At 52.0% G+C, this 12,301-nt stretch carries 13 protein-coding genes and 3 tRNA genes; 7 read left to right on the top strand and 9 right to left on the bottom strand.

The annotated features are described in order from the left end of the window. Nucleotides 1-57 precede the first annotated feature (57 nt). The 5 genes from osmY to NNN71_RS13000 all read right to left on the bottom strand — a co-directional run bounded on the left by osmY (nucleotide 58) and on the right by NNN71_RS13000 (nucleotide 4,256). A complete protein-coding gene (osmY, locus tag NNN71_RS13020) occupies nucleotides 58-651 on the bottom strand; it encodes a molecular chaperone OsmY (protein ID WP_411908104.1) in 594 nt (197 codons plus the stop codon). Nucleotides 652-1,050: 399 nt separating this feature from the next. Beyond that, complete coding sequence (gene prfC, locus NNN71_RS13015; protein ID WP_163448812.1) at nucleotides 1,051-2,640, bottom strand: peptide chain release factor 3; 1,590 nt, start codon at nucleotides 2,638-2,640, stop codon at nucleotides 1,051-1,053. A 92-nt stretch (nucleotides 2,641-2,732) separates the two neighbouring features. After that, entirely contained in the window at nucleotides 2,733-3,410 is a 678-nt protein-coding gene (gene yjjG, locus NNN71_RS13010; RefSeq protein WP_163448862.1) for a pyrimidine 5'-nucleotidase, read from the bottom strand. A 17-nt stretch (nucleotides 3,411-3,427) separates the two neighbouring features. Further along, entirely contained in the window at nucleotides 3,428-3,874 is a 447-nt protein-coding gene (gene rimI / locus NNN71_RS13005) for a ribosomal protein S18-alanine N-acetyltransferase (protein ID WP_271458639.1), read from the bottom strand. Next, complete coding sequence (locus NNN71_RS13000) at nucleotides 3,843-4,256, bottom strand: DNA polymerase III subunit psi (RefSeq protein WP_167576944.1); 414 nt, start codon at nucleotides 4,254-4,256, stop codon at nucleotides 3,843-3,845. Before NNN71_RS13000 ends, rimI begins: the two co-directional genes overlap by 32 nt. Nucleotides 4,257-4,483: 227 nt before the next feature. Here NNN71_RS13000 and rsmC point away from each other — a divergent pair, with 227 nt between their 5' ends. The 4 genes from rsmC to NNN71_RS12980 all read left to right on the top strand — a co-directional run bounded on the left by rsmC (nucleotide 4,484) and on the right by NNN71_RS12980 (nucleotide 6,061). Continuing rightward, nucleotides 4,484-5,515: a 16S rRNA (guanine(1207)-N(2))-methyltransferase RsmC gene (rsmC, locus tag NNN71_RS12995; protein ID WP_249022364.1), complete on the top strand. Its 1,032-nt coding sequence runs from the start codon at nucleotides 4,484-4,486 to the stop codon at nucleotides 5,513-5,515. A gap of 224 nt (nucleotides 5,516-5,739) precedes the next feature. Then, nucleotides 5,740-5,826: transfer RNA gene (locus tag NNN71_RS12990), tRNA-Leu, on the top strand. A gap of 27 nt (nucleotides 5,827-5,853) precedes the next feature. Further along, nucleotides 5,854-5,939: transfer RNA gene (locus tag NNN71_RS12985), tRNA-Leu, on the top strand. Between the two features lie 35 nt (nucleotides 5,940-5,974). Continuing rightward, nucleotides 5,975-6,061: transfer RNA gene (locus NNN71_RS12980), tRNA-Leu, on the top strand. Nucleotides 6,062-6,096: 35 nt separating this feature from the next. On the opposite strand, the gene NNN71_RS12975 is transcribed toward NNN71_RS12980, so the two are convergent. Continuing rightward, nucleotides 6,097-6,336, bottom strand: coding sequence for a DUF1435 domain-containing protein (locus NNN71_RS12975; protein ID WP_163448816.1), 240 nt, complete (start codon nucleotides 6,334-6,336; stop codon nucleotides 6,097-6,099). A gap of 228 nt (nucleotides 6,337-6,564) precedes the next feature. Here NNN71_RS12975 and NNN71_RS12970 point away from each other — a divergent pair, with 228 nt between their 5' ends. Both NNN71_RS12970 and fhuF read left to right on the top strand, forming a co-directional pair. After that, on the top strand, nucleotides 6,565-7,629 hold the full coding sequence (locus tag NNN71_RS12970; RefSeq protein WP_271458638.1) for a GGDEF domain-containing protein: 1,065 nt from the start codon (nucleotides 6,565-6,567) through the stop codon (nucleotides 7,627-7,629). A 102-nt stretch (nucleotides 7,630-7,731) separates the two neighbouring features. Beyond that, nucleotides 7,732-8,520 carry a siderophore-iron reductase FhuF gene (fhuF, locus tag NNN71_RS12965; protein ID WP_271458637.1) on the top strand — a complete coding sequence of 263 codons (789 nt, stop codon included), beginning with the start codon at nucleotides 7,732-7,734 and terminating at the stop codon, nucleotides 8,518-8,520. Nucleotides 8,521-8,557: 37 nt separating this feature from the next. On the opposite strand, the gene NNN71_RS12960 is transcribed toward fhuF, so the two are convergent. After that, the gene (locus NNN71_RS12960) at nucleotides 8,558-9,901 is read right to left on the bottom strand and encodes a PTS sugar transporter subunit IIC (RefSeq protein WP_163448819.1); all 1,344 of its coding nucleotides are present in this window, start codon (nucleotides 9,899-9,901) and stop codon (nucleotides 8,558-8,560) included. A 337-nt stretch (nucleotides 9,902-10,238) separates the two neighbouring features. On the opposite strand from NNN71_RS12960, the gene NNN71_RS12955 reads away from it, so the two are divergent. After that, nucleotides 10,239-10,709 carry a YbaK/EbsC family protein gene (locus NNN71_RS12955; protein WP_163448820.1) on the top strand — a complete coding sequence of 157 codons (471 nt, stop codon included), beginning with the start codon at nucleotides 10,239-10,241 and terminating at the stop codon, nucleotides 10,707-10,709. Here NNN71_RS12955 and bglJ read toward each other — a convergent pair. Together bglJ and NNN71_RS12945 are read right to left on the bottom strand one after the other, a co-directional pair. After that, nucleotides 10,706-11,341, bottom strand: a complete 636-nt coding sequence (bglJ, locus tag NNN71_RS12950) for a DNA-binding transcriptional activator BglJ (protein ID WP_271458636.1) — start codon at nucleotides 11,339-11,341, stop codon at nucleotides 10,706-10,708. The two genes, NNN71_RS12955 and bglJ, sit on opposite strands and share 4 nt — an antisense overlap. An 8-nt stretch (nucleotides 11,342-11,349) precedes the next feature. Continuing rightward, a complete protein-coding gene (locus tag NNN71_RS12945; RefSeq protein WP_163448822.1) occupies nucleotides 11,350-12,075 on the bottom strand; it encodes a response regulator transcription factor in 726 nt (241 codons plus the stop codon). Nucleotides 12,076-12,301: the final 226 nt, after the last annotated feature.

The following is a 12,301-nucleotide window of genomic DNA, read 5'->3' as shown; positions in this document are numbered from 1 at the left end:
TTAGTGTGGTGCACATCTTGTCTCCTGCCAAATTTCAGGAGACAAGATGACCACTTATTACTGCACTTTCAGATCATTTTTGACGCTTTTCACACCTTCAACGGCTTTAGCGACGCTTTCCGCACGCTCGCTTTGCGCCTGGGATTCCACGGTACCCGACAGCTGCACAACGCCGTCTGTCGTCTCAACTTTCACGTTACGTGAGGGTACGATGTCGTCAGCCAGCAGCTTGGCTTTCACTTCGCTGGTCGTTGCCGTATCACCGGCATAGCCTTTTATCGAGCTTTCTTTACTGTCGCGGACGTGGAGTTTGTCACTCACAGAAGCAACGCCCTCAACGGTTTTCGCCGCTGCGACAGCCGCTTCCGCCTGCGCCTGACTTTGTACAAAGCCGCTCAGGGTCACGACTTTTTTGTCTGTTTTCACAGAGATATCCGTGCTCTTAATACTCTCGTTGTCCAGCAGGGCGGCTTTAACTTTTGCCGTGATGGTGCTGTCATCCATAAAGTTACCCACTTTATTCCCTGCACTTTCAGCACTGGCCTGAGCCTTATCCATCGTTGTCGTTTCTGCGTAGACGGAACCGGTAGCCACAGCAGAAGTCAGCATCACGGCAAGCAGCGTTTTAGACATCGTCAGTTTTTTCATCATCAAAATATTCCTGTATGTTTTGCCCGCAATTTGAGCATTTGCAACACGCAGGTTGCATTGCTGAATAGGGGACGAAGCCCCTGACCACATATTTCACGACAGTCCCAATTCTTCGGGTCACAAATCACCGCGAAAACGCGCCCTTATCCAGTTATTAATATTGCGATGAAAATAAGTGTCAGCTTTAAGCACTTTACATGGCGCGACTAACAGAATTTAAAGCCGACACAGATGTCATCGCTTTGTTAAATATAGATCACAATTTTGAAAGCGCCCGCTTCGTTGGGCAAAAAATAGACAGTTAATGGAAAAAGGAGCGGAATTAAGAACTTTCCGTAACAGGCTAAAAAGGAAGGAAAAGTGTCAGGGTGCAGCGGCTGCTGCACCCTGAAGGGGGTTTTAGTGCTCGCGAGTTTTGCGGAACTCAACGTCAGGATAACGTTCCTGAGTCAGGTTCAGGTTTACCATGGTCGGGGCGATGTAGGTCAGATTATCGCCACCGTCCAACGCCAGCTGAACTTCGTTTTTACGCTTGAACTCTTCAAATTTCTTCGCGTCTTTACCCTCTACCCAACGGGCGGTGGCGACGTTCACCGATTCGTAAATCGCTTCAACGTTGTATTCGCTTTTCAGACGCGCAACGACCACGTCGAACTGCAGTACACCCACGGCGCCCACGATCAGATCGTTGTTGGCAATCGGACGGAACACCTGCACCGCGCCCTCTTCCGACAGCTGTACCAGCCCTTTCAGCAGCTGTTTCTGTTTCAACGGATCCTTCAGACGGATACGACGGAACAGTTCCGGCGCGAAGTTCGGGATACCGGTGAACTTCATCATCTCGCCCTGAGTAAAGGTGTCGCCGATCTGGATGGTACCGTGGTTGTGCAGCCCGATGATGTCGCCCGGATAGGCTTCTTCAACGTGCGAACGGTCGCCCGCCATAAAGGTCAGCGCGTCAGAGATAACCACATCTTTACCGATACGCACCTGACGCAGCTTCATGCCTTTTTCATATTTCCCCGACACCACACGCATAAACGCCACGCGGTCGCGGTGTTTCGGGTCCATGTTGGCCTGAATTTTAAACACGAAGCCGGAGAACTTCTCATCCTGCGCTTCCACCAGGCGGGTATCGGTTTTACGCGGCATCGGCGCTGGCGCCCACTCCACCAGACCGTCGAGCATATGGTCAACGCCGAAGTTGCCCAGCGCGGTACCGAAGAAGACCGGAGTAATTTCCCCTGCCAGGAACAGCTCTTTATCGAACTCGTTGGACGCACCCTGCACCAGTTCCAGCTCGTCACGCAGCTGCTGGGCCAGCTCTTCACCCACCGCCGCGTCCAGCTCAGGGCTGTTCAGCCCTTTAACAATACGCACTTCCTGAATGGTGTGGCCTTTACCCGTCTGATACAGATAGGTTTCATCTTTATAGAGGTGGTAAACGCCTTTGAACAGCTTGCCGCAGCCAATCGGCCAGGTAATCGGCGCACAGCCGATTTTCAGCTCGCGCTCAACTTCATCCAGCACTTCCATCGGATCGCGGATATCACGGTCGAGTTTGTTCATGAAGGTCAGGATCGGCGTATCACGCAGACGGGTGACTTCCATCAGCTTGCGGGTACGATCCTCTACGCCTTTCGCGGCGTCGATGACCATCAGGCAGCAGTCGACCGCTGTCAGCGTACGATAGGTATCCTCGGAGAAGTCTTCGTGCCCCGGGGTGTCCAGCAGGTTCACCAGGCTGTCACGGTATGGGAACTGCATTACCGACGTGGTAATCGAGATACCACGCTGCTTTTCCATCTCCATCCAGTCGGATTTCGCATGCTGGCTGGAACCACGGCCTTTTACCGTACCGGCGGTCTGAATGGCCTGTCCGAATAACAGCACCTTTTCAGTAATCGTCGTTTTACCGGCATCCGGGTGAGAAATAATGGCAAAAGTGCGGCGCTTGGCCACCTCTTGCAAATAAGGAGACAACGTCATAATTCAATCTTCTTAGTAAACGCGGCAACGCGCCGCGCATGTTGAATACGAAAAAATTGCGGCTATTTTACCCATCAAAGGGGGGCTGGCAATCACTGTTTACACAGGAGTCGCTCCAGTTCAGGCAATGAGGTTACCGTCCAGTCAGGCGTGATGCCTTCCGGCAGCGCGCGCTGGTGCGCATTCAGCCAGCAGGTTGCCCAGCCGGCGTTCATTCCACCGCGGATATCAGACTCGGCGGTATCGCCGACCATCAGCACGCGGGAAGGGTCCGGATGACCGGCTTGTTCAAGGGCGTAATCAAAGATCTGGCGATCCGGTTTGGCGACGCCGACTTCTTCAGAAATGATTAGCAAATCAAAGTGATTGCTAAAGCCAGTACGCTCAAGACGCGTTTGCTGTAATGAGGTAAAACCGTTTGTGATAATCCCCATTTTCACTTTGCCTTTCAGAGCGTTCAGCAGTGATTCCGCCCCCGGCAAGGGCGCACAAATCTCCGCCATCGCGTTCATAAAGGCATCGTTCAGATCGCCCGGGTGAACGTTCAGACGTTCCGCCCAGCCGGTAAAGCGCTGATGTTGAAGCTGGAGAGAAGTGATCGTGCCGTTCTGGTAATCGACCCACAGCGGCTTATTCACCGCCTGATAGTCCTGGAAATCTTCCGCGGTAAAGGTCACGCTATAGTCGAGAAACATCCGCTGTAAGCCGCTAAACGAGTCAAACGTAAACAGCGTCTCGTCGGCATCGAAGAAAATCCAGTCCCACTTCATCATCTTTTCACCTTGTCTTACATACTGATGGGCAGCGCCATAATAATGGCATCCTCGCGGCCTTCTGCCGTGGGATAATAGTTGCGACGGATCGTCGCCTCGTTAAAGCCTAAACTTTCATACAGGGCAATGGCGGCATGATTTGACGCGCGGACTTCCAGCCATAGCGTGACCACGCCCTGGGCTTCTAACGCATCAATGAGATGTTCAAGCAGCTCGCGCCCTAGCCCACGGCGCTGATATGCCGGGTCGACGGCAATATTGAACAGCGTCGCTTCATCCAGCACCACCTGCGTGATCGCAAAGGCGGCCATTTCACCATCGACCGACAGCTGCAGGTTCAGATAGCGCTCTCCCTGATTACTGGCGAAGGTTGCTTCACTCCAGGGGAACGCATGAGCGCGCGTTTCAATCGCGAAGGCGCGGGGTAAATCAGTCGTGCTGAGGGTAGAAATCGTGTTCATGGGCGCAAATTTGTTGCCAAAGCGCGGCGCGCGCGGGCGCGCTGGCTTGCAGTTCATTAAACGGCGGCGTCGAAATCACCGCCCCTTCCAGCGTGACGGGCTCATCATTACCTAGCCGCCAGCAGTGGCAGCGGCTCTCCTGCGGCAGCATCGCGACGCGATCGGGCGTCAGCGGTAAAACCTGGTCCGGCGTCAGACGCAGCGCGCGCAGAATATCGCCCATCAGCGGTTCCGTCAGCGCGGGCAGATCCTCGCCGACAATGACTAAGCGAACGTGCTGTGGAAGCGTAATCGCAATTTCACCCTGCAGCGCCCCAGGGCGACGTAGTGACCACTGAGTAATACCCAACTGTTGTAATTGCCAGTCCCGCCGGGATGTCATGTGCAACGCTCCTGTCTATCAAGGGCGCAAATATAGCAAATTCATCGAAACTGCGCCAATTACACTCTATATACACAAAATCATTCGAGTTGCATCGAGGCGGCAAGCGAATGAATCCCCAGGAGCGTACAAAAGTACGTGACTGGGGTGAATGAGTGCAGCCAACATAGAGGCAACTTGAAGGATGACGTGTATAATCGCGGCCTGAGTTTAATGAGGAACCATTCATGTCTGCTTTTACCCCGGCAAGTGAAGTCTTGCTGCGCCACAGTGACGATTTCGAACAGAGCCGTATTTTCTTTGCCGGCGATCTGCAGGATGACCTGCCCGCACGTCTTGAGACCGCCGCAAGCCGCGCACATACCCAGCAGTTTCACCACTGGCAGGTGCTGAGCCGCCAGATGGGCGACAACGTTCGCTTTGGACTTGTGGCGCAAGCGGAAGACGTCGCCGACAGCGACACCTTTATCTACTACTGGCCAAAGAACAAACCGGAAGCCCAGTTCCAGCTGATGAACATTCTGTCTCTGCTGCCGGTGGGTACCGATATTTTCGTCATTGGCGAAAACCGCAGCGGCGTGCGCAGCGCCGAACAGATGCTGGCAGAGTTCGCACCGCTGAATAAAGTCGACAGCGCTCGCCGCTGCGGCCTGTATCACGGTCGTCTGGAAAAACAGCCTTCGTTCGATGCGGAAACATTCTGGGGCGAATATCAGCTTGATAAGCTGACCATTAAGACCCTACCGGGCGTCTTCAGCCGTGACGGGCTGGATGTCGGCAGCCAGCTGCTGCTCTCCACCCTGACACCACACACCAAAGGTAAAGTGCTGGACGTCGGCTGCGGCGCGGGCGTGCTGGCGGCGACGCTGGCCAGCCACTCGCCGAAGGTTCGTTTGACCCTGTGCGATGTGAGCGCTCCGGCGGTCGAAGCCAGCCGCGCAACCCTGGCGGCAAATGGCATTGAAGGCGACGTGCTGGCGAGCAACGTCTTCTCTGAGGTGAACGGTCGTTTCGATATGATCATCTCCAACCCGCCGTTCCACGATGGCATGCAGACCAGCCTGGACGCCGCGCAAACGCTGATTCGTGGCGCCGTGCGTCATCTGAACAGCGGCGGCGAGCTACGCATCGTGGCCAACGCCTTCCTGCCGTATCCGGCAGTGCTGGATGAGACCTTTGGCTTCCATGAAGTCATTGCCCAGACTGGCCGTTTCAAGGTGTACCGCACCGTTATGACCCGTCAGGCGAAAAAAGCCTAATCAATGCAGGCCGGATAAGGCATTTACGCCGCTATCCGGCGCTGCATCGAACAAGGCCGGATGGCGCTAACGCTTATCCGGCCTGCAAAAAACGGCAAAATCCGCATAAACGCCTTTTTTTTCGGCAATCGCGCAGTCTTCGATAATTAACTATTGACGCACAGCGTAAAATCTCTAGAATTCGCCTCCGTGGTAACGATTCTTTCATAAAGAATCGATGGTATGCGAAGGTGGCGGAATTGGTAGACGCGCTAGCTTCAGGTGTTAGTGTCCTTACGGACGTGGGGGTTCAAGTCCCCCCCCTCGCACCATAATCCACGTTATATCGCTCGCACTGTGCGAAGGTGGCGGAATTGGTAGACGCGCTAGCTTCAGGTGTTAGTGTCCTTAGGATGTGGGGGTTCGAGTCCCCCCCCTCGCACCAACGAGGCGATATAACAAAAGTAACGAGATATCTGTGCGAAGGTGGCGGAATTGGTAGACGCGCTAGCTTCAGGTGTTAGTGTCCTTACGGACGTGGGGGTTCAAGTCCCCCCCCTCGCACCAGTTTCCTCGTTCTCTTCCTGATTTCCTTTCTCGCTTCATCCCATCGATTTTAAATTCATTATAATCAGTACAATACCGCCAATTAACGCAATACAAGACGGCAACAGTACAAAATGCCTTAGCTGACGATGCCAGATCATCGCACTGCTTAGCAGCAGCCCGCAGACAATCACTCCGCGCCAGACATCGGCAGAAAGCTCCATGGTGCTAAGTAGCGCCATAATCACTCCCGGAAGCACTACGCCCCAACCGCTGCCTAACGTTTTTTGCAACATAACCAGACCTTCAAATGATAATGATTACCAATATCATATAGTCTTTTTTGTCATTTGTCTGCTATTGCGCTAAGGTTTCATATTCATTAATGACATGAATATTATATGGTGTTAAGTTGTCTAAAAAACCAACATGTCAAATATAAAGCAAACGCACAACTCTTCCTGCATTATTGTTGCTTTTGATGCAGTTACTTATTTATTTAAGGCTGACTACAACTTCAAACAATGACTGTACAATCATGGCGCACCCTGCGTGCGCAAAAATATCAGCTAACGTTCCGGCTGTTTTTGTTTCTCAATTTGGTCTCATCGGCGCTGTCGGTGTTCAGTCCGATATATGATGTACATATATTTCCCTTACCGGCAATGCTCATTGCGGTGGGCAGCGGCGCTATGCTGCTGTGGAACTGGCGATACGCGAGAGTAAAACTCAACCTGCCGATAGTTTCGGCAATATTTGGCTGCCTGTGGGGCTGGCATATTTTAAGTAAAACTTTTGTACTCCCCACGGTAAATGATAACTTTCAAATGGTTGCGCTATTTAGCGTGTTATTTGTTGGAACTATTGCCTTTTCAAATAATATCGTTGCCTTTGTGCTGCATTCATTACCGACTTTTATTGTCTGCCTGTTCAGCAGCAATTCGGAAGAGTGGTGGCGAATGGTCTACTGCTTCGCGCTACCATTAATCGGCATTACCATTCAGCACATCATCCAGCGGCGTAACGACAGCTTTGCCCAGGGGTTGATGTACAAACTGCTGGAGGAACGCGAAACGCTGAACGGCCTGAGCATGCTCGACCCACTTACCGGCTTGTATAATCGTCGCGGCTTCCAGTTCCGCCTGGATTCCCTGAAAGCGCTTGGCCCGGCGCAACATTCGGTGCTGCTGCTGGATATCGACCATTTTAAAGCCTACAACGACCACTACGGCCATATGATGGGCGATCAGGCGCTGATGCGTGTTTCTGCCGCGATTCGCAATGCGGTGCGTTCTCGCGACATTGTGACCCGCTACGGTGGCGAAGAATTTTTGGTCCTGCTGCCGCAGTGTGATCTGAATAATGCCATCCTGACGGCAGAGCGCATTCGTCAGCAGGTCTACGATCTGAAGATCCCACATATGTTTAATGCCAGTGTCGCCACCCATGTCACCGTCAGTATCGGCATTGCCCCGTTAGAGGATAACGATATCGACGCGGCAATCCAGATGGCGGATAAGGCGCTGTACGAAGCCAAACACCAGGGGCGTAACAACGCCCTGACCAGCGAACGGATTCCCGCCATCTGAGTTCACAAAAAACAAGCGCGAGCGATAAACCGCTTGCGCTTGTTTTTATCTATAGCTAGGATTGCTAATCATTATCATTTAGTTTTGTATCTAGCTAATCCTATGGCCTATCGTTCCGCTCCGATTGCTGATGATCTCATCTGGCGCGCGCCGCTTCCTTCGTGGGAACGCGCGTTCGCTGACTCGGTACGCGCGAAAATCGCCGAGCATCGTCCGCATATGCTGGAGATGTTTCGCCTGGACGAGACGCCGCCGGGCAACGCCAGAACGCTAGCCGAGTGGGCAAAACCAACGGAACTGCGTTCTCTGCTGGCTATTTACTCTGATCATATCTACCGCAACCAGCCAACGCAGCCGCGTGAAAACAAGCCGTTGATTTCACTCTGGGCGCAGTGGTATCTCGGCCTGATGGTACCACCGCTGATGCTGGCGTTACTGACCGAAGAATCGGCTATCGCCGTCTCGCCAGAACATATCCACGTCGAATTCCACGAAACCGGCCGTGCAGCCTGCTTCTGGGTCGACGTACGCCACGATCTGCGCGCCAGCCAAAAGCCGCTCGTCGAGCGTATGGATCATCTGGTGATTCAGGGAATCACGCCGGTTATTGAAGCGCTGGAAGCGACTGGCGACATTAATGGAAAGCTTATCTGGAGTAATACCGGTTATTTAATTAACTGGTATCTCGGGGAAATGATGGCTTTACTGGGTGAAGAACAGGTGAACCAACTGCGTCAGCGATACTTCTTTAGCAAGACGCTGGCGAATGGTCAGGATAATCCGCTCTGGCGTACCGTTGTGGTAAGAGAAGGTCGTTTGGCGCGGCGTACCTGCTGTCAGCGCTATCGCCTGCCAGACGTCCAGCAATGCGGCGACTGCACGCTAAAATAACCAACGGGGCGATAACGCCCCGTCGATTTTCTAATCATTAAGCAACCTGCTGGCTCTCTTCAGCCGAACGCTGTGCTTCTTCCTCTTCCTGTGCCAGCAACTGTTTCTCATACACCTTGAAGAACGGGTAGTAGATAATTGCCGAAACACAGGCCAGCAACACGACCAGAATCGCCGCACGGAAATCCCAACCTAATGCCCACGCGCCACCGATAGGTGCCGGCGCAGTCCACGGAACAACAGAGATCACTCGGCCAATCAGATCCAGCTTCATTGCGGCCCAGGCCAGAATAGCGTTAACCATCGGCGCCAGCAGGAACGGAATAAAGAACACCGGGTTCATTACGATAGGCGTACCGAAAATCACCGGCTCGTTGATGTTGAACAGGCTTGGCACCACGCTCAGACGGCCAATCGAGCGCAGGTGTGCCGAGCGGCTACGCAGATAGCAGAATACCAGACCCATGGTGGCGCCTGAACCGCCGACCACGATGAAGAAGGTCCAGAACGCTTCCATAAAGATGTGCGGCAGCGGTGCCCCTTGCGCCAGCGCGGTCTGGTTCAAACCGAGGTTGGTCAGCCAGAACATCTGCAGCATGCCGGATACAATCGCCGCCCCGTGAATCCCTGCGAACCACAGCAGGTGGCCAATCAGTACCGCCAGCAGAATAGCCGGTAAGGAGTCAGCCGCGGACACTAACGGTTTGAACACCGACATGATGGCCTGAGGGATCAGCATATCGAACTGGCTCTGAATAAACAGGCTCAGCGGATAAAGCGTCAGCACCACCACCAGCACAGGAATCAGCAGGTCGAAGGAGTTTTTGATCATCGGCGGCACCTGGTCCGGTAAACGGATCCCGATGTTGCGGATTTTCAGAAAACGCATCATCTCTACGCAATAAACGGCGACGAGGATGGCGGTGAAGATCCCGGTTCCGCCGAGGCTATCTACCGGCAGAGTGCCGTTAGTTTTCGGTGCGGCAACCAGCAGGAAGGCCATAATTGACAGCATCGAACACATGAAGGGATCGAGCTGATTGGTCTTTTCGTAGTGTTTACCTAAGTTGTAGGAGATGGCGGCACAGATATAGATAGACATAATGCCCATCGTCATATCAAACGGCGTCAGAATGCGGCCTTCAAACTGTTTCGCCAGGTCCAGCCATGCGCGAGCAAAGCCCCAGGTGGTATCCGGCGAGAATGGCGGGTATGCGAATACCAGCAAGAACGACCCCACAATCATGAAAGGCATAGCAGAGATAAAGCCGTCACGGATAGCCATGACGTGGCGCTGAGATGAAATACGCCCAGCAACTGGACTAACGTAGTTTTCTACAAAACGAAATATCAAATTAAATGCAGCGTGATTAGCAGACATAGCAGCCCTCCTGACAGGCTTTAGACGTAAGCACAGCAACAACGATTTTGCCGACATACGACTGGGCAAACTGTGAACGCTCTGCGGTTGCAGCAACGCGACCTGACATATTGTTCATAGGGATACAGTTCATATATGGCTCTTATTATGGATACAAAGGAAGTTACCCTCGCAGTATCAATCGACTGAACACGAACCGCAACCGGTTACTGTAACCGGTTGCAGCGAATGTGAAGGAGATCCAGAAATCAAACAATTTTTGCACAACTTAGTCGATATATTTACAACCAAGGTAGCTTTATGACAGAGTGACTCGCCGAAAAATCAGGAGACCATGATGAGCTTACAGTCTGTACGAGAATTCTTTGCCGAGCACGCGCCAGACATCAATATTATCGAGCTTGAGCAAAGCACTGCGACCGTCGCGCTGGCCGCCGCCGCTCACCAGGTTGAGCCTGGACAGATTGCCAAAACTCTGTCGTTAAAGATCAAAGACCGTGTCATTCTGGTGGTCGCCAAAGGCGATGCCCGTCTGGACAATAAAAAGCTGAAAGAAACGTTCGGGGCGAAGGCTCGCATGCTCAGCAGTGATGAAGTGGTCATGCTGACCGGACACCCCGTCGGCGGCGTATGCCCGTTTGGTCTGGAAAACCCGCTGGACGTCTATTGCGATATCTCACTGCAGGCCTATGACGAAGTTCTCCCGGCGGCAGGCGCCATTCATAGCGCGGTACGCATCTCTCCGCAAAGAATGGCCAGCCTGACCTCGGCAACGTGGGTTGACGTCTGCTTACCATCATCCCATTAAACAGAATGGGATGGTCTCTGGTTGTATGCGATATTCCTGTCGGGCAGAGACACCAATAAGTCAGCGGCACTCAGCAGTCCAACGTCTGAATTCACACCGAGCTTCGTCATCGCATTGAATTTGTGCGCACGGATAGTTTTGATGTTTCTATCCAGACGCTGCGCAATTTCCATCAGCGAATAGCCGTAAGTCATATAACGCAGAATAATATTTTCGGTCGGACTCAGGCTGCGACTTTCATGATGCAGTAAGGATGCATCAATGTATTCATGACCAAGCGCCGCCTCTCGCAGTAGATCCTGCATACGCTGTTGAAGCTCCGCTAACGGACTGGATTTACTCAGTACTCCGTGAAGATAAGTTGGTGAGAGATGCTTAATGAGTTCTGCCTCCACGCTATCATTCGCCAGAACGATACGTGTTATTCCGGCGTCATGACGCGCAATCTCCTCCATCGTAAGCAGACACTCAATCCGCGGCTCCCTTGTACCGGACAGGCAGCAGATTAATACATTAAAAGAGGTCTGACGGAGCGCCAGCTTAAATTCACGAATAGATCGATAAAAGTGAAAAGTAAAATTCCGATAATGAGAATGCGTCAACAGATGACGCAGCCCCATTTCAGCCATCATACAATGTTCTATGATAGCGACGCACTGCTTCCTGCTGTGCTTTTCCATTCCGCTTGTTCTCCATAAGCCGAGTAGAGATTGAGTTCCTTCATCCCTTGATTGCTATTGATCCAGGCATACATTTCCGCATTACTGCGCAATGACAACCGACGCATTGCGCTATTTTTCTGCGCGCTGATCGTCTTGTTGCTCTTTTTCAATAGAGCGGCGATTTGATTAATTCCCCAGCCTTTAGCCAGCAGACGTAATACCTTACGTTCTGATAGCGTAAGCATAATTAATTGATCATTTTCACCATCAATATCATCGTTGTTTTGCATGGAAAGCAGCGTCTGACTGATCTTTTCCGTACTGACGCCCCCCTGCTGGACGGCTTTGATAAGACGTTCAATGGGATCTGAATCTGAAAGCAACGTGCTTTCCGGGCGCATTAAAAACTCAACGGCGAGCGGGTAATATTGCCGACTAATCATGAAGATCCAGTGAATATCACGATATTGGGACAACAGCGTGTAGTATTGTTCGCAAAGCGCGCGAGGGTGTCTGACCTCCCCCGAAAAATCAACAATGACTACGTCAGTACGACGTAACTGAAGTAACGTTAACTCTTCAAGAGACTGGCAAAAATTGAGCTCATAATCAGGAAAATGTGTTTCCATTATCGTACTGAGCCCAGACTGCATTACCGGTATTTTGCTGATAATCACCGCGAATTTGCAGTATTCTGGCGACATAAAACCTCCGTATCCATTCGAAGATTCATTTCCTGAATATAAAATTATTTAATACTATGCAAAGTATTAACAGGAAACTGAACCCATCCGTTTCTATTCCCTTTACTGCAATAAAATTATTATTATGTTGTCGTTACCGGACCAATAAATATTTTGCCACATGGATGTACTGGTGGGATTGACGAAGGTAGTATGGCATGTCGTCTGGAAAGCACTAACTTAGAAA

Origin of the sequence: Kluyvera sp. Awk 3 (assembly GCF_028069715.1) — a bacterium.
Classification (GTDB): Bacteria; Pseudomonadota; Gammaproteobacteria; order Enterobacterales; family Enterobacteriaceae; genus Kluyvera; species Kluyvera georgiana_A.
The sequence above is the reverse complement of the archived record's forward strand: the minus strand, read 5'-3'. Positions and strand labels throughout refer to the sequence as shown.

Coding starts and splice junctions, on each gene's coding strand:
- osmY (WP_411908104.1), bottom strand. CDS start 651: ATGATGAAAAAACTGACGATGTCTAAAACGCTGCTTGCCGTGATGCTG.
- prfC (WP_163448812.1), bottom strand. CDS start 2,640: ATGACGTTGTCTCCTTATTTGCAAGAGGTGGCCAAGCGCCGCACTTTT.
- yjjG (WP_163448862.1), bottom strand. CDS start 3,410: ATGAAGTGGGACTGGATTTTCTTCGATGCCGACGAGACGCTGTTTACG.
- rimI (WP_271458639.1), bottom strand. CDS start 3,874: ATGAACACGATTTCTACCCTCAGCACGACTGATTTACCCCGCGCCTTC.
- NNN71_RS13000 (WP_167576944.1), bottom strand. CDS start 4,256: ATGACATCCCGGCGGGACTGGCAATTACAACAGTTGGGTATTACTCAG.
- rsmC (WP_249022364.1), top strand. CDS start 4,484: ATGTCTGCTTTTACCCCGGCAAGTGAAGTCTTGCTGCGCCACAGTGAC.
- NNN71_RS12975 (WP_163448816.1), bottom strand. CDS start 6,336: ATGTTGCAAAAAACGTTAGGCAGCGGTTGGGGCGTAGTGCTTCCGGGA.
- NNN71_RS12970 (WP_271458638.1), top strand. CDS start 6,565: ATGACTGTACAATCATGGCGCACCCTGCGTGCGCAAAAATATCAGCTA.
- fhuF (WP_271458637.1), top strand. CDS start 7,732: ATGGCCTATCGTTCCGCTCCGATTGCTGATGATCTCATCTGGCGCGCG.
- NNN71_RS12960 (WP_163448819.1), bottom strand. CDS start 9,901: ATGTCTGCTAATCACGCTGCATTTAATTTGATATTTCGTTTTGTAGAA.
- NNN71_RS12955 (WP_163448820.1), top strand. CDS start 10,239: ATGAGCTTACAGTCTGTACGAGAATTCTTTGCCGAGCACGCGCCAGAC.
- bglJ (WP_271458636.1), bottom strand. CDS start 11,341: ATGATGGCTGAAATGGGGCTGCGTCATCTGTTGACGCATTCTCATTAT.
- NNN71_RS12945 (WP_163448822.1), bottom strand. CDS start 12,075: ATGTCGCCAGAATACTGCAAATTCGCGGTGATTATCAGCAAAATACCG.